This window comes from Nitrogeniibacter mangrovi, assembly GCF_010983895.1.
GTDB lineage: Bacteria > Pseudomonadota > Gammaproteobacteria > Burkholderiales > Rhodocyclaceae > Nitrogeniibacter > Nitrogeniibacter mangrovi.
The window spans coordinates 1,969,535-1,983,388 of the sequence record NZ_CP048836.1 but is presented as its reverse complement, the minus strand read 5'-3'; the positions used below and the strand labels follow the sequence as shown (position 1 = coordinate 1,983,388).

The window sequence follows — 13,854 nt, the reverse complement described above, 5'->3', positions numbered from 1 at the left end:
CGGCGGTACGCCAGCTTCGTTTGACACTCACTCGCTGATCAGTTGGCCGTCCACGCTGACATGGGCGCGGACCGCGCCGTGAACCGGCTCGCCCACCGGCGCGATGCTCAGCTCGCCCGAATCGAGAATGCGTTGCAGGCGCTGCTTGGCCAGTTCGCTGCCCGGACGCGGCATCTCCAGCCCTTCGACGACGATCTTGCGGCCACCATAGAAGAAGCTTTCACCATCGATCGCATAGGGCCGGACGGGCGGTGGCGGCGCGGCTCGGGCGGCTTTGGGGGCCAGCTTGACGGAGCGCAGATGCGCTGCATCGGCGTGCGCGCCCAGGCTCATGCCTCCCAAAGCGAGGACGATGGCGAGCGTCGCAGCACGATGTGTCACGATCGGGGACATGCGCGAGACTCCTGTCCGAATGACGAAAACATGACAGTCTAAACGACATTGCCGCGCAAAACTTGCGGGCGTACCGTTGCTGCTGCAAACTGCGCCGCTTTCCGTCCCAACCCAGACTTGCCACACTCCATGCCCGCTTCGATCGCACATCGCCTCGCCGAGGAACTCCAGGTGGCCGAACGTCAGGTGGCCGCCACCATCCGCCTGCTCGACGAGGGTGCCACCGTGCCCTTCATCGCCCGCTACCGCAAGGAAGTGACCGGCGGACTCGACGACACCCAGTTGCGTACCCTCGACGACCGCCTAGGCTACCTGCGCGAGCTAGACGACCGGCGCGCGACGATCCTCGAATCGATCGCCGCCCAGGGCAAGCTCGACGATGCGCTGCGTGGCCAGATCGACGCCGCCGACACCAAGCAGCGCCTCGAGGATCTGTACCTGCCCTACAAGCCCAAACGGCGCACCAAGGCACAGATCGCGCGCGAGGCGGGTCTGGCGCCGCTGGCCGACGCCCTGCTCGCCGACCCGACGCAAGTACCCGACGAGGCGGCCATCGCCTACCTCAACCCGGAGGCCGGCATCACCGACGCCAAGGCGGCCCTCGACGGCGCGCGCCAGATCCTGGTCGAACAGTTCAGTGAAGATGCCGAACTGCTCGACGCCCTGCGCACCCACCTGTCCGCCCACGGGCGGCTCGTGTCGCAGGTGGTCGCGGGCAAGGAAGAGGACGGTGCCAAGTTCCGCGACTGGTTCGATTTCTCCGAACCACTCAAGAGCATCCCCTCGCACCGGTGTCTCGCCCTGCTGCGCGGGCGCAACGAGGGCGTGCTGCGCCTGAGCGTCGCGCTGCCCGACACCCCGGCGCCCGGCGAGCTGGGGCCGTGCGAATCGCGCATCGCCCGCCAGGCCGGCATCCGCGACCAGGGCCGGGCAGCGGACAAGTGGCTGCTCGATACCGCGCGCTGGGCGTGGACGGTGAAGATCTCGGTGCACCTCGAACTCGAACTCATGAACGGGGTGCGCGAGCGCGCCGAGGAAGAGGCCATCGCGGTGTTCGCGCGCAACCTGAAGGACCTGCTGCTCGCCGCCCCCGCCGGCCCGCGCGCCACCCTCGGGCTCGATCCCGGCCTGCGCACCGGCGTCAAAGTGGCGGTCGTCGACGCCACCGGCAAGCTGCTCGACACTGCCACCATCTACCCCCATGAACCGCGGCGAGACTGGGACGGCGCCATCGCCACGCTGGCAAAGCTCGCCAAGGCCCACAACGTCGAACTGGTCGCCATCGGCAACGGCACCGCCTCGCGGGAGACCGACAAGCTCGCCGCCGAGCTGATGCAACGCCATCCGGAACTCAAGCTCACCCGGGTGATGGTCTCCGAGGCGGGCGCCTCGGTGTATTCCGCCTCGCAGACGGCCGCCGACGAATTTCCCGACCTGGACGTGAGCCTGCGCGGCGCCGTGTCCATTGCCCGGCGCCTGCAGGATCCGCTGGCCGAACTGGTGAAGATCGACCCCAAGTCCATCGGCGTGGGCCAGTACCAGCATGACGTCAACCAGAGCCGCCTGGCACGCATGCTCGATGCGGTGGTGGAGGACTGCGTGAACGCGGTCGGCGTGGATGTGAACACCGCCTCGGCCGCGCTGCTCACCCGCATCTCCGGGCTCAACCGTACCCTGGCCGACAACATCGTCGCCCATCGCGACGCCCACGGGGCCTTCGCCGACCGCAAGGCGCTCAAGGCGGTGCCGCGCCTGGGCGACAAGACCTTCGAGCAAGCCGCCGGCTTCCTGCGCGTCATGAACGGCAGCAACCCGCTGGACGCCTCCGCCGTGCACCCGGAAGCCTATCCGGTGGTCGAGCGCATCCTCGCCGACATCCAGCGCAAGGTGCGCGACATCATGGGTGATTCGAGCGCACTCAAGGCGCTGGACCCGAAACGCTATGCCGACGAACGCTTCGGCGAACCGACCGTTCGCGATATCCTGCAGGAACTGGACAAACCCGGCCGCGACCCGCGCCCGGCCTTCCAGACCGCCCGCTTCAAGGATGGCGTCGAAAAGCTCACCGACCTGGTCGACGGCATGGTGCTCGAAGGTGTGGTCACCAACGTGACCAACTTCGGCGCCTTCGTGGACGTGGGCGTGCATCAGGATGGCCTGGTGCACATCTCCATGCTCGCCGACCGCTTCGTCAAGGATCCGCATTCGGTGGTCAAGGCCGGCGACGTGGTGAAAGTGAAGGTGCTGGAGGTGGACCCGAAGCGCAAGCGCATCTCCCTGAGCATGCGCATGGACGCGCCCGCCGAGCGCAAAGCGCGACAGGAGGCCCCGCGCCCCGACCGGGATCGCCCTCGAAAGCCCCCGAGGGACAAGGCACGCGCGCCACAGGGCAGCATGGCCGATGCCCTGAGCAAGGCCCTGCGCAAATAGGCTCGATTCGAGGAACAACGGCAATGATCACGATCTACGGCATTCGCAACTGCGACACCATGAAGAAGGCCTTCCAGTGGCTCGACACCCACGGCGTGGCCTACGCGTTTCACGACTACACGAAGGCGGGCATCGACGCGCAGACGCTGCACGCCTGGCTGCAACGGGTCGAACGCGGCGTGCTGGTCAACACCCGTGGCACCACCTGGCGCAAACTGCCCGCGGAACAGCAAGCCATCGACACGGACGCCGACGCGGTCGCCCTGATGACGGCACACCCGAGCCTGATCAAACGTCCGGTTCTGGTCACCGACGACGCGATCCTCGTCGGCTTCAAGCCCGACGACTACGCCACCGCCCTGGGAGCCTGATGCGATGCTGAAGGACACGAGCTTCGTCCAGCGCTTCCTGTTCGAGGAACTGGACATCCGCGGCGCCGTGGTGCAACTGAACGACGCCTGGCGCGCCATGATCCAGGATCGCCACTACGCCGCCCCCGTGCGCACCGTGCTCGGCGAAATGGCCGCGATCACCGCCATCATGACCGGCAACCTCAAACAGCCCGGGCGGCTCACCTTTCAGCTGCAGGGCCACGGGCCGCTCAATCTGCTGGTCGTCGACTGCACCGAGACCCTCAACATCCGCGGCTACGCCAAAGGCGACGCCGTGCCGGAGGTGGCGCCCCTGCCCGCCATGGTGGGCGACGGCCGCCTGCTGCTCACCTACGAGGTGAACGACCAGCTGCAGCCCTACCAGAGCTACGTGCCGATCGAGGGCGACACCATGGCCGCGGTCTTCGAACATTACCTGGCCCTGTCCGAGCAGCAGCCTGCCACCTTGTTGCTCGCCTGCAACGGCGACGCCGCGGCGGGCCTTTTCCTGCAAAAGCTCCCCGACGCCGACGAGAAGGACGCGGACGGTTGGGCCCGCATCACCCAGCTGGCGGCGACCGCGCGGCCGGACGAGTTGCTGACCCTCGACACCGAAACCCTGCTCACGCGACTGTTTCACGAAGAGCATGTGCGCCTGTTCGATGCGCGCCCGGTGACCCATCACTGGCCGATGGACCCGGAAAAGGTCGAGAGCATGCTGCTCAGTCTCGGCCGAGGTGAAGTCGAAGCGATCATCGCCGAACACGGCGTGGTCGAGATTCACGACGATCTGTCGAACCACACCTATCGTTACGATGCGGACGACGTCGCCGCCCTGTTTGCCGGCCATGTGCCGCCGACGCGGCATTGAGCCGCGGGCCGAGGGCCGATAATTCGTTTCGAATTCCGACCTGACCTTGCCCGGCATGCCCGGGACCATTAGACTTGAAGGATTTGACAGGGCAATGGCCGAATGAAGGACTCCGCCGTTTCATCCAGACCGATCGAATTCAAGGGCGCGACCCTGGGCGTCATGACGGCGCGGCTGCGCGACACCGATCCGATGCGTCTGGCGGACGCCATGCACGCCATGCTCGGCGGCATGCCGGACTTCTTCAATCTCGAGGCCGCCATCCTCGATTTTTCCGCGCTCGATGCGGCCCCGGAGTCGGTGGACTGGGCCTCGCTCACCAGTTTGCTGCGCCGCTATCGGCTCCAGCCCGTGGCCGTCAGCCACATCCCCGACGCGTGGATCGAAAGCGCCAGACGCATCGGCCTCGCGGTGCTCGACGAAGAAGCGCTCCGTGCCCCGCCCAGCGCACCGGCAGAACCCGTGGTGGCCGAGGCGGCGCCGCCGGCGCCTGCCGCCGTCCCCGCACCTGCACCCGCGGGCAAGACGCTCGTCGTCGAACGTCCGCTGCGCTCGGGTCAGCAGGCCTACGCCCAGGGAGGCGATCTGATCCTGCTCGGGGGGGTCAGCCATGGCGCCGAGGTGATCGCCGACGGCAACATCCACTGCTACGGCCCGCTGCGCGGGCGCGCCATCGCCGGCGCCCAGGGCGATGCCGACGCGCGGATCCTCTCCACCGATTTCGGCCCCGAACTCATCGCCATCGCCGGCATCTTCCGCACCTTCGAAAAAGGCATCCCCGAGAGCGTCGCCGGCAAGTGTGCGCAGGCACGCCTCAGCAGCGAAAACAATACTCAATCCTTGATCCTCGCGCCGCTCCAAACAGCCTAGCGAACTTATTCTGAAAGGGAATTCACGTGACCCGAGTCATCGTTGTAACGTCCGGCAAGGGCGGCGTCGGCAAGACCACCACCAGCGCGGCCTTCGCCTCCGGCCTCGCCCTGCGCGGCTTCAAGACCGCGGTCATCGACTTCGACGTCGGCCTGCGCAACCTCGATCTCATCATGGGCTGCGAACGCCGCGTCGTCTATGACCTCGTCAACGTGCTCAACGGCGAGGCACGGCTCAACCAGGCCCTGATCAAGGACAAGCACTGCGAGAACCTCTTCGTGCTGCCGGCCTCGCAGACGCGCGACAAGGATGCGCTGACCGAGGAAGGCGTCGAGAAGGTGCTCAAGGAGCTCGAACACATGGCCTTCGACTATGTGGTGTGCGACTCCCCCGCCGGTATCGAGCGCGGCGCGGTCATGGCCCTCACCTTCGCCGACGAGGCCATCATCACCACCAACCCGGAAGTGTCCTCGGTGCGCGACTCCGATCGCATCCTCGGCATCCTCCAATCCAAGTCGAAGCGCGCCAAGGAAGGCGGCGAGCCGGTCAAGGAGCACCTGCTCGTGACCCGCTACTCGCCCAAGCGCGTCGAGGAAGGCGAAATGCTGTCCTACAAGGACGTTCAGGAGCTGCTGCGGGTGGACCTCATCGGCGTCATCCCCGAGTCCGAATCCGTGCTGCATGCCTCCAACCAGGGCACACCCGCCGTGCACATCAAGGGCTCCGACGTCTCCGAGGCCTATCTCGATGTCGTGGCCCGCTTCCTCGGCGAGGAACGCCCGCTGCGTTTCGTCAATTACGAGAAACCCGGCATCCTGAAGCGCCTGTTCGGGGGGAACTGACATGTCGCTGCTCAGCATGCTGTTCGGCAGCAAACCCAAAACCGCCTCGCTGGCCAAGGAGCGCCTGCAGCTCATCATCGCGCGCGAACACGCCGATGCCGCCGGGCCGGACTACCTGCCCGAGCTGCAGAAGGAACTGATCCAGGTGATCTCCAAGTACGTCAAGGTCAATCCCGAGGACATCAAGGTGCAGTTGGAAAAGCAGGACAACTACGAGGTTCTCGAGGTCAATATCGTACTGGCCGACCAGGACGGCTGAGTCCACGCCCGGATGGTGAAATTGGTAGACACAAGGGACTTAAAATCCCTCGGCCCTAGGCTGTGCGGGTTCGACCCCCGCTCCGGGCACCATTGTTCAATGATCGGCACGCTGGGGAGTCAAACGCCCTCCCTGGCCTGAACACCCCTTGGCCGGTGACGCTGGGTTCCGGTCAGTGCGCTGTCACCATAGCGCCGTCGCATGGGTCCATGCTGAATCTGTGGCTCACGGCCACCGTGGCAGCGATACTCAGCGAAGAACGTCCCCTCCGGCTTTCTGTCACACTTCCCAGTGTCTTCACCGGGTGAAATGCGCCGTGATCGTCCTCAACCTTGAATGCAGCCGGAAACACACCTTCGAGGGCTGGTTTGCCTCGTCGGACGCATTCGCGCAGCAAAGCGCCGGCAAACTCGTCGCCTGCCCGGTCTGCGGCTGCACCGAAATCCAGCGCAAACCGAGCGCCCCTTATGTGCAGGCGCGCACCGTCGCCAAGCCGCCGACCGCCGATACTTCAAGCGTATCCCGACTGGCGCAACTGGTGTCACGAATGCGGGAGGCAGCGGCGACTGCCGAGGACGTGGGTCAGGCCTTCGCCGAAGAGGCGCGAAAAATCCATTACGGTGATGCGCCGGATCGTACGATTCGCGGCCAGGCCACCCGCGACGAGGTGACGGAACTGATCGACGAAGGAATCGGCGTCCTGCCGGTGCCGGCCGCCAAGGAAGATCTGCACTAGCCTCGGCGGCAACGGCGTCGGATCAGCACGCGGCGACCACCAGCGGAATCAGCATTTCGTCGGGGTGTACACCCCCATGGACACCAATCATGCGATGGTCGGGCTCGCCTGGCACACGATCGTACACGGTCCAGTTCTCGCGCCCGATCAAGGCATAGTCGCCCACCCGTTCGGCAAGGCGTGGATGGTCCCTGTGCGCAGGGCCGAAGACGCCGGCCTCCAGCAGGCGTCGTGACGGGACCAGCGCAAAGGCGTCGCCCAACTGGGTCGTGACCGCCGCCTCGAACGCGGCATGGGCGCCACGCCGGACCCGACAGTACGCCACCCGGCGCTCGCCCCACAGCGGACCGTCGAGCAGCGCCTGGACCTCCGGCACCGACTCGAGGCGCAGCTGCCGTTCCGGCGGTGAGTCGATGAAGCCGTGGTCGGCGGTGATCACAAGATGCGCGCCGGCGCCACTCAACCGCCGCCGCAGATCCTCCAAGGCCGCATCGATGCGCGCATAGTGCGCAGCGTTTTGCGCCGAGGCGATGCCGTGCCCGTGGGCCAGGGCGTCGTAGTCGCCGTGATAGGCGTAGACGTACCCACCCTGCCCCCCCAGATCGCGCACCGCGGTCACGATCGCGCCCACCATCTCGTCAAGGGTTCCGTAGGCATATCTGCGTGCCACGCCACGCGAATGACGCATGTTGAACGGGGAGCCGAGAATATGCTCGTGGCTGACGATGGCCGAGCGACAGCGCATGCGCTGGAACACGCTTGGATAGGGAAACAGCCGCGGCAACTTCCACCAGCCGCTCATGGGTACCCGGTCCCGGCGCTGCATCGGCAGGGGGGCGAGAATGCCGCCGAAGCGATCATCACGGATGAACCAGCCGGTAAGACCGTGTTCGGCTGGGGACAATCCGGTCATGGAGGTCGTCACCGCACTGGCGGTGGTCGAGGGAAACACGGAGGTGAGCGTCGCACGCTGATGGGTCGCCATGAAACTGCCGGCGCCACGCCGCTGGACATCGTTGGCACCCATCCCGTCGATGAGTATGAAGACGACAATCCGGCTGTCCGAAAGATCCGGCAGCAACGGGCATGGCGGCGCCGAAAAACGGCGCCTGCCGGCCTTCCCCACCCCTTGCGCCAGGGCGACGCTCAGATTCAGCAGGCTGTGACCGTCGTAACGGGGCGCGACCGAATTCGCAAGATCGAGAAATGGCTGAAACATGGGGCCGTGTGCGTCGATGAACGCTTCATGATACGCACGTTCGCGCCGCGGCCGCATGCGGGTGCATCGAGCAAAGAAAAAGGGAAGCCCGATCAGGCTTCCCTTGAATGTCTGGAGCGGGAAACGAGTCTCGAACTCGCGACCTCAACCTTGGCAAGGTTGCGCTCTACCAACTGAGCTATTCCCGCATATTCTTGTGGAGGCGCGAGCCGGAATCGAACCGACGTACAAGGATTTGCAGTCCTCTGCATCACCACTCTGCCATCGCGCCACTGATCGTTCGGATCAGCTTTTCATCCCCGACAGATCGGGAATGAAAAGGGGAAAGCGTCTTGTGCTTTCCCCAGAAATTCTGGAGCGGGAAACGAGTCTCGAACTCGCGACCTCAACCTTGGCAAGGTTGCGCTCTACCAACTGAGCTATTCCCGCTGAACAGACCGCCATTATAGACGGGCTTTTCGTTCTGTCAAGCCACTTTTCAGCGACCCTGATCCTCCTGAAGCAAGGGCATTGCCTTGCGCAAATAGTAGCCCATGGACCACAGGGTCAGCACGGCCGCCACGTAAATCAGGACGGTTCCAAGCGGCCGGGAATCGACCGAACGAAGGGGCGCATTGTACAAGATGAGCGGGATGGCTGTCATCTGCGCGGCGGTCTTCAGTTTGCCCACGAAGGCGACCGCGACGCTGGCCGAGGCACCCACCCGGGCCATCCATTCACGCAGCGCGGAAATGGTGATCTCGCGGCCGATGATGATGACGGCGATGATCGCATCGATGCGTCCGAGCTGGACCAGCATGATCAGCGCCGCCGCCACCATGAGCTTGTCGGCGACCGGATCGAGAAAGGCGCCGAAGGCGGAGGTCTGCCCCAGGCGCCGGGCCAGAAAACCGTCGAACCAGTCGGTGACCGCCGCGACGATGAAGATGACCGTCGCCACCAGATTCTGATGCGCAGGCGACAACAGACTCTCTGGCAGATAGTAGACGCCCACGAAGACCGGAATGAGGATGATGCGCGCCCAGGTCAGTGTATTGGGAATGTTCAGTGACTTTTCAGAGGCCATCGGGCGGCAGGAGAGGTGTTGGGTGTTCGAGCGGCTGAGTGTAGCGGTTCGACGGGGCGCTTGTCACGGCATGACGCCGTATTCACCCGTTGCCGGTCAGTTCGGCATGGATCAGCTCGGCCAGCGTGCGGCTGATGCCATCGACCCGGCACAGATCCTCCACCGTCGCCGCCTTGACGCCGTCGAGTCCGCCGAAGGAGGCCAACAGCCTGCGCCGGCGCGCCGGGCCGACGCCGGGAATGCGTTCCAGCTTGGAGCCGACCCGAGCCTTGGCTCGCTTGGCACGATGGCCGGTGATGGCAAAACGATGGGCCTCGTCGCGGATCTCCTGGACCAGATGCAGCGCCGCCGAGGCCGGATCGAGCTGTAGCGGCGCCCGCCCATCCGGAAAAATGAGCGACTCCAGCCCGGGCTTGCGCCCCTCCCCTTGGCGACGCCCACCGAGGGCAGCTCCTCGAGGCCGAGTTCCGCGAACACGTCGACGGCCATGGCAAGCTGCCCACGCCCGCCGTCGATGAGCACCAGATCGGGGCGCACGCCCTCGCCGGAGGCCACCTTTTCGTAACGCCGCGTGAGCACCTGGCGCATCGCGGCGTAATCGTCACCCGGGGTGATGTCGGTGATGTTGTAGCGGCGATACTCGCTGCGCTTCATGGCGCCGTGCTCGCACACCACGCACGAGGCCACGGTCGCCTCTCCCATGGTGTGGCTGATGTCGAAACATTCGATGCGCTCGGGCGCTTCGGCCAGCCCCAGCGCGTCCTGCAGCGCCGACAGGCGCGACTGGCTGCGTCCGGAGGCGGCCAGACGGGCGCGGATGGCCAGCTGCGCGTTGCGCATGGCCATCTCCATCCAGCCCTTCTCGATCTCGAGGCGCGGCGTCACCACGGTCGCGCGCTTGTCCAGCTCTTCGAGCACATCGCGCACGCCGGTCGGCGACACCGAACTGACGATGCGCGCCGGCACCGGGAGGTTGGCGTAATGCTGCTCCACGAAGGCGAGCACCGCATCGTCCACCGGGCAATCGGCATCGAGCACGGGAAACTGGGGACGATCGCCCAGGTGACGGCCGCCGCGCACCATGGCCAGATTGACGCACACCTGCCCGGCCTCGACCACGGCCGCGATGATGTCCACATCCTCTTCCTTGCCGCTGTCCACGTACTGGCGATGCAGGACCTGCTGCACGGCGCGGATCTGGTCCCGGTAGGCCCCGCCTCCTCGAAGGCAAGACGATCCGAAGCCGCCTGCATCTTGCGGGTCAGGTCATTGACCACTTCCGAGGTACGCCCCTGCAGGAACAGGGTCGCCAGGCGCACGTCGGCCGCGTAGGCCTCCGGCGAAATCTCGCCTACGCAAGGCGCGGTGCAGCGGTTGATCTGGTGCAGCAGGCAGGGACGCGAGCGATTGTTGAACACCGCGTTCTCGCAGGTGCGCAGCTTGAATACCTTCTGCAGCAGGTGGATGCTCTCGCGCACCGCGACACTGCCCGGAAACGGACCGAAATAGCGTGCGCCCTTGGCAAACCCGCCGCGATGGAAGGCCAGGCGCGGAAAGTCGTGCGCGGTCAAGGTGATGTACGGATAGGACTTGTCGTCGCGGAAGAGGATGTTGTAGCGCGGCGCGAGCGACTTGATGAGGTTGTTCTCGAGGATCAGCGCCTCGGCCTCGGAGCGCGTCGCGGTGATGTCCACGCGTTCGATCTGCGACACCATCATGGCGATGCGCGGGCTCGCCAGCTTGCCGCGAAAGTAGGAAGAGACGCGCTTGCGCAGATTCTTCGCCTTGCCCACGTAGAGCACGACATCCTCCGCTCCGATCATCCGGTATACCCCCGGATCGTCGGGCACCCCCTTGAGAAAGGCCTTGGCGTCGAAGCTGCTCATCCGCCGTCGGGGACCTCAGGCGTTGGACGATGCCGTGAGCGCCGCCACCGCCTCACGTGCCGCCTGCCAACGTTCGCCCCTGGCCGCCATCGCTGCGGCACGCCGGCGCAGCGCTTCGAGCCGTCGGCTCAGTGCCGGATCGATGTCGACCTGCCAGTGTGCCAGCAGGGTCTCGTTCAGGTCGGGGCGATTGCACACCAGCACCATGTCGCAGCCGGCCGCATGCGCGGCGCTGGCGCGGGCAACGATGCCGCCGGCCTCGGTCGCCGCCTCCATGGTCAAATCGTCGCTGAAGATGAGCCCGTCGAAGCCGACGCGGCCACGCAACACGTCCTGGAGCCAGAAGCGCGAGAAGCCGGCCGGCCGGGGGTCGATCGCCTCATAGATGACATGGGCCGGCATCACTCCGGCCAATCGCTTGGCCAGCCGCCGGAACGGCAGCATGTCCGCAGACCAGATGGCGTCAAAGGGGCGCGGGTCGCGCGGGGCGTCCACATGCGAGTCCGCCTCCACATAGCCGTGCCCCGGAAAATGCTTGCCTACGCAGGCCATGCCGCCGTCGGCGAGCCCGTCCATGAGCGCGCCGGCCAGCTCGACGACCACCTCCGGGTCGGTGTGAAACGCGCGATCGCCGATGACGCGACTGACACCGTAGTCGAGGTCCAGCACCGGGGTGTAGCTCATGTCCACACCGACCGCGGCCAATTCGGCCGCAAGCACCCAGCCGGTGTCGCGCGCCAGCTGGCGTGCGCCGAGCGGATCGCGTTCCCAGTGCACGCCAAGTGCGCGCATGGTGGGCAGACGGCAAAAGCCCTCCCGGAACCGCTGCACCCGCCCACCCTCATGGTCGACGGTGATCAGCAGGGCCGGATCGCGCTGGGCGGCGATGTCGGCCGTCAGGGCCGCCAGCTGTACCGGGCTTTCGTAGTTGCGGGCGAACAGGATGACACCCCCGACCAGCGGATGACGCAGCTGGGCACGCTCCACGTCGGTCAGTTCGAGCCCGACCACATCCAGCATCACGGGCCCGAGGGGCAGCCGGGTTGCGGTGCTCATGCCGCGCTCTCGATGACGGCGAAGGCCACCACGTAGTCCTGTTCATCGGTGATGCTCAGATGGGCGCGCAGCTGACGCTCATCCATGATGCGCGCCAGGTCGCCGTGATAGTCGTAGTGCGGTTTGCCGCGTTCATCCCGGCTCACCGCGACCGAATGCAGGGTGGCAGGCGCGACGACACCGGTCCCGAAGGCCTTGCCGAAGGCCTCCTTGGCGGCAAAGCGCTTGGCCAGCAACCGGGCCGGATGGGTGGCGCTGGCAAACGCCTCGCGCTCCGACGGCGCAAGTATGCGTTCGGCAAAACGCGGCCCGCTGCGCTCGAGCGCCGCCTCCACGCGCGCGATGCTGACCAGATCGGTGCCGATACCGAAGATCATGCGCGCGCCCCGGCGGCCTCGCGCATCAGCCGCTTCATTTCGGAGACCGCGTCGCGCAGGCCGCAGAACACCGAGCGCGAGATGATGGAATGGCCGATGTGCAGTTCGCGCAGGCCGGGGAGGCGGGCGATGGGCTGGACGTTGTAGTAGTTGAGCGCATGGCCGGCGTTGAAACGCATGCCGAGCGCCTGGATCTGTTCGCCCGCGCCACGAATGCGTTCGATTTCCTCGACCACCGCGGGCGCATCGGCATCGCGGCCGGCGCGATGGAAGGCGTGCGCATAGGGCCCGGTATGTACCTCGCAGACACGCGCACCGATGCGCGCGGCCGCCTCGATCTGCTCGGGGACCGCATCGATGAACACGCTCACGATGACGCCGGCCTCGGCCAGTTGCGCGACCGCGTCCTTCAGGCCGGCTTCCCGGGCGACAATGTCGAGCCCGCCCTCGGTGGTGATTTCCTGGCGCCCCTCGGGCACGAACATGGCCATCTCGGGGCGCATGCGCTGGGCGATGGCGACCATCTCGTCGGTGGCCGCCATCTCGAGATTGAGCTTGATCTGGGTGAGCTCGCGCAGCTTGCGCACGTCATCGTCGTTGATATGGCGACGATCCTCGCGCAGATGCACGGTGATGCCGTCGGCGCCACCGAGATGCGCCTCCACCGCCGCCCACACCGGGTCGGGTTCCCAGGTCCGCCGCGCCTGGCGCAGCGTGGCCACATGGTCGATGTTGACTCCGAGTTCGATCACAGCGATTGCAGCTCCTTGAACATGCGACGGGATTGCAGCGCCTGCCCGCCCAGATGATGGCCGATCAGGTGCCGCAGGAGGGACTTGCTCTGCGCCAGCGTGAGCGCCGATTCGAAGCGCCCCGCGGCCATGTCGAGCAACGTGGTGCCGCTGATCCGCGGCGCGCCCTCATCGGCCTGCCCTGCCGGGACCGGTCCCCGCTCGATTATATAGTGGTAGTCCGTCTGCGGCGCCACGGCCCGGTCACTGCCGGCTTCGTGGGTGAGCGGCACGCCATAGCCCATCTGTTCGAGCAGCTGCAGCTCGAAGCGCCGCAACAGGGGCTCGAAGCGATCCGTGCGCGGCAACAGTCCGACCGCGTCGGCATAGCTCGCGTACAGGTCGGGGTGCGGGTCCTCCCGGGGCAGGAAACGCATCAGCAGTTCGTTGAGGTAGTAACCGCACAGCAAGGCGCGCCCCTGCAACATCGGCTGGCCGCCCTGCCATTCGGCCCGCACCAGGGTCTTGACCTCACCGCCGCCGGACCAGTCAACCAGCAGCGGCTGGTAGGCCAGCAGCACCCCGCGCAAGGCCGACATGGGCCGCCGGGCGCCCTTGGCGACGAGCGCCAGCCGGCCCAGATCCCGCGAGAACAGTTCGACGATCAGGCTCGTCTCGCGGTACGGATGGGTGTGAAGGATGAAACCGGGTTGTTGGTCGACGCGCTGCTTCTGGCCCACGGGCGCC

14 protein-coding genes, 4 tRNA genes and 1 pseudogene are annotated in these 13,854 nt (G+C 66.3%); 8 read left to right on the top strand and 11 right to left on the bottom strand.

The window, feature by feature from the left end; genetic code table 11:
- Positions 1–27: 27 nt before the first annotated feature.
- Entirely contained in the window at positions 28–393 is a 366-nt protein-coding gene (locus G3580_RS09105) for a hypothetical protein (RefSeq protein ID WP_173764949.1), read from the bottom strand.
- Between the two features lie 129 nt (positions 394–522).
- On the opposite strand from G3580_RS09105, the gene G3580_RS09100 reads away from it, so the two are divergent.
- The 8 genes from G3580_RS09100 to G3580_RS09065 all read left to right on the top strand — a co-directional run bounded on the left by G3580_RS09100 (position 523) and on the right by G3580_RS09065 (position 6,772).
- Complete coding sequence (locus tag G3580_RS09100) at positions 523–2,823, top strand: Tex family protein (protein WP_173764948.1); 2,301 nt, start codon at positions 523–525, stop codon at positions 2,821–2,823.
- 23 nt (positions 2,824–2,846) lie between these two features.
- Positions 2,847–3,194 (top strand): ArsC family reductase, encoded by a 348-nt coding sequence (locus G3580_RS09095; RefSeq protein ID WP_173764947.1) that lies wholly within the window; start codon positions 2,847–2,849, stop codon positions 3,192–3,194.
- Between the two features lie 4 nt (positions 3,195–3,198).
- On the top strand, positions 3,199–4,065 hold the full coding sequence (gene hslO, locus G3580_RS09090) for an Hsp33 family molecular chaperone HslO (RefSeq protein ID WP_173764946.1): 867 nt from the start codon (positions 3,199–3,201) through the stop codon (positions 4,063–4,065).
- Between the two features lie 102 nt (positions 4,066–4,167).
- A complete protein-coding gene (gene minC / locus G3580_RS09085) occupies positions 4,168–4,935 on the top strand; it encodes a septum site-determining protein MinC (protein ID WP_173764945.1) in 768 nt (255 codons plus the stop codon).
- A 26-nt stretch (positions 4,936–4,961) separates the two neighbouring features.
- Positions 4,962–5,777, top strand: a complete 816-nt coding sequence (gene minD, locus G3580_RS09080) for a septum site-determining protein MinD (RefSeq protein ID WP_173764944.1) — start codon at positions 4,962–4,964, stop codon at positions 5,775–5,777.
- Position 5,778: 1 nt separating this feature from the next.
- Positions 5,779–6,036, top strand: coding sequence for a cell division topological specificity factor MinE (minE, locus tag G3580_RS09075; RefSeq protein WP_173764943.1), 258 nt, complete (start codon positions 5,779–5,781; stop codon positions 6,034–6,036).
- A 6-nt stretch (positions 6,037–6,042) separates the two neighbouring features.
- A tRNA-Leu gene (locus G3580_RS09070) sits at positions 6,043–6,128 on the top strand.
- A 224-nt stretch (positions 6,129–6,352) separates the two neighbouring features.
- Entirely contained in the window at positions 6,353–6,772 is a 420-nt protein-coding gene (locus tag G3580_RS09065) for a DUF1178 family protein (RefSeq protein ID WP_173764942.1), read from the top strand.
- A 22-nt stretch (positions 6,773–6,794) separates the two neighbouring features.
- Here the strand turns inward: G3580_RS09065 and G3580_RS09060 are convergent, their stop codons facing one another.
- The 10 genes and pseudogenes from G3580_RS09060 to recO form a co-directional block, all read right to left on the bottom strand.
- Positions 6,795–8,048, bottom strand: a complete 1,254-nt coding sequence (locus tag G3580_RS09060; RefSeq protein ID WP_173764941.1) for an alkaline phosphatase family protein — start codon at positions 8,046–8,048, stop codon at positions 6,795–6,797.
- A gap of 55 nt (positions 8,049–8,103) precedes the next feature.
- Positions 8,104–8,179 (bottom strand) — tRNA-Gly (locus G3580_RS09055).
- A 9-nt stretch (positions 8,180–8,188) separates the two neighbouring features.
- Positions 8,189–8,262: transfer RNA gene (locus tag G3580_RS09050), tRNA-Cys, on the bottom strand.
- An 82-nt stretch (positions 8,263–8,344) separates the two neighbouring features.
- Positions 8,345–8,420: transfer RNA gene (locus G3580_RS09045), tRNA-Gly, on the bottom strand.
- A 49-nt stretch (positions 8,421–8,469) separates the two neighbouring features.
- On the bottom strand, positions 8,470–9,057 hold the full coding sequence (gene pgsA / locus G3580_RS09040; RefSeq protein WP_173764940.1) for a CDP-diacylglycerol--glycerol-3-phosphate 3-phosphatidyltransferase: 588 nt from the start codon (positions 9,055–9,057) through the stop codon (positions 8,470–8,472).
- A gap of 82 nt (positions 9,058–9,139) precedes the next feature.
- A pseudogene (uvrC, locus tag G3580_RS09035) lies at positions 9,140–10,943 on the bottom strand (excinuclease ABC subunit UvrC).
- A 15-nt stretch (positions 10,944–10,958) separates the two neighbouring features.
- Entirely contained in the window at positions 10,959–11,999 is a 1,041-nt protein-coding gene (gene nagZ / locus G3580_RS09030; protein ID WP_173764939.1) for a beta-N-acetylhexosaminidase, read from the bottom strand.
- Positions 11,996–12,376: a holo-ACP synthase gene (acpS, locus tag G3580_RS09025; protein WP_173764938.1), complete on the bottom strand. Its 381-nt coding sequence runs from the start codon at positions 12,374–12,376 to the stop codon at positions 11,996–11,998. Before acpS ends, nagZ begins: the two co-directional genes overlap by 4 nt.
- On the bottom strand, positions 12,373–13,128 hold the full coding sequence (locus G3580_RS09020; protein WP_173764937.1) for a pyridoxine 5'-phosphate synthase: 756 nt from the start codon (positions 13,126–13,128) through the stop codon (positions 12,373–12,375). The genes acpS and G3580_RS09020 overlap by 4 nt, the downstream gene beginning before the upstream one ends.
- Positions 13,125–13,847 (bottom strand): DNA repair protein RecO, encoded by a 723-nt coding sequence (gene recO, locus G3580_RS09015; RefSeq protein WP_173764936.1) that lies wholly within the window; start codon positions 13,845–13,847, stop codon positions 13,125–13,127. The genes G3580_RS09020 and recO overlap by 4 nt, the downstream gene beginning before the upstream one ends.
- Positions 13,848–13,854 lie beyond the last annotated feature (7 nt).

What these genes read in the sequence shown, in the direction of transcription:
- G3580_RS09105 (WP_173764949.1), bottom strand. Translation starts at nt 393, where the DNA reads ATGTCCCCGATCGTGACACATCGTGCTGCGACGCTCGCCATCGTCCTC.
- G3580_RS09100 (WP_173764948.1), top strand. Translation starts at nt 523, where the DNA reads ATGCCCGCTTCGATCGCACATCGCCTCGCCGAGGAACTCCAGGTGGCC.
- G3580_RS09095 (WP_173764947.1), top strand. Translation starts at nt 2,847, where the DNA reads ATGATCACGATCTACGGCATTCGCAACTGCGACACCATGAAGAAGGCC.
- hslO (WP_173764946.1), top strand. Translation starts at nt 3,199, where the DNA reads ATGCTGAAGGACACGAGCTTCGTCCAGCGCTTCCTGTTCGAGGAACTG.
- minC (WP_173764945.1), top strand. Translation starts at nt 4,168, where the DNA reads ATGAAGGACTCCGCCGTTTCATCCAGACCGATCGAATTCAAGGGCGCG.
- minE (WP_173764943.1), top strand. Translation starts at nt 5,779, where the DNA reads ATGTCGCTGCTCAGCATGCTGTTCGGCAGCAAACCCAAAACCGCCTCG.
- G3580_RS09060 (WP_173764941.1), bottom strand. Translation starts at nt 8,048, where the DNA reads ATGCGGCCGCGGCGCGAACGTGCGTATCATGAAGCGTTCATCGACGCA.
- pgsA (WP_173764940.1), bottom strand. Translation starts at nt 9,057, where the DNA reads ATGGCCTCTGAAAAGTCACTGAACATTCCCAATACACTGACCTGGGCG.
- nagZ (WP_173764939.1), bottom strand. Translation starts at nt 11,999, where the DNA reads ATGAGCACCGCAACCCGGCTGCCCCTCGGGCCCGTGATGCTGGATGTG.
- acpS (WP_173764938.1), bottom strand. Translation starts at nt 12,376, where the DNA reads ATGATCTTCGGTATCGGCACCGATCTGGTCAGCATCGCGCGCGTGGAG.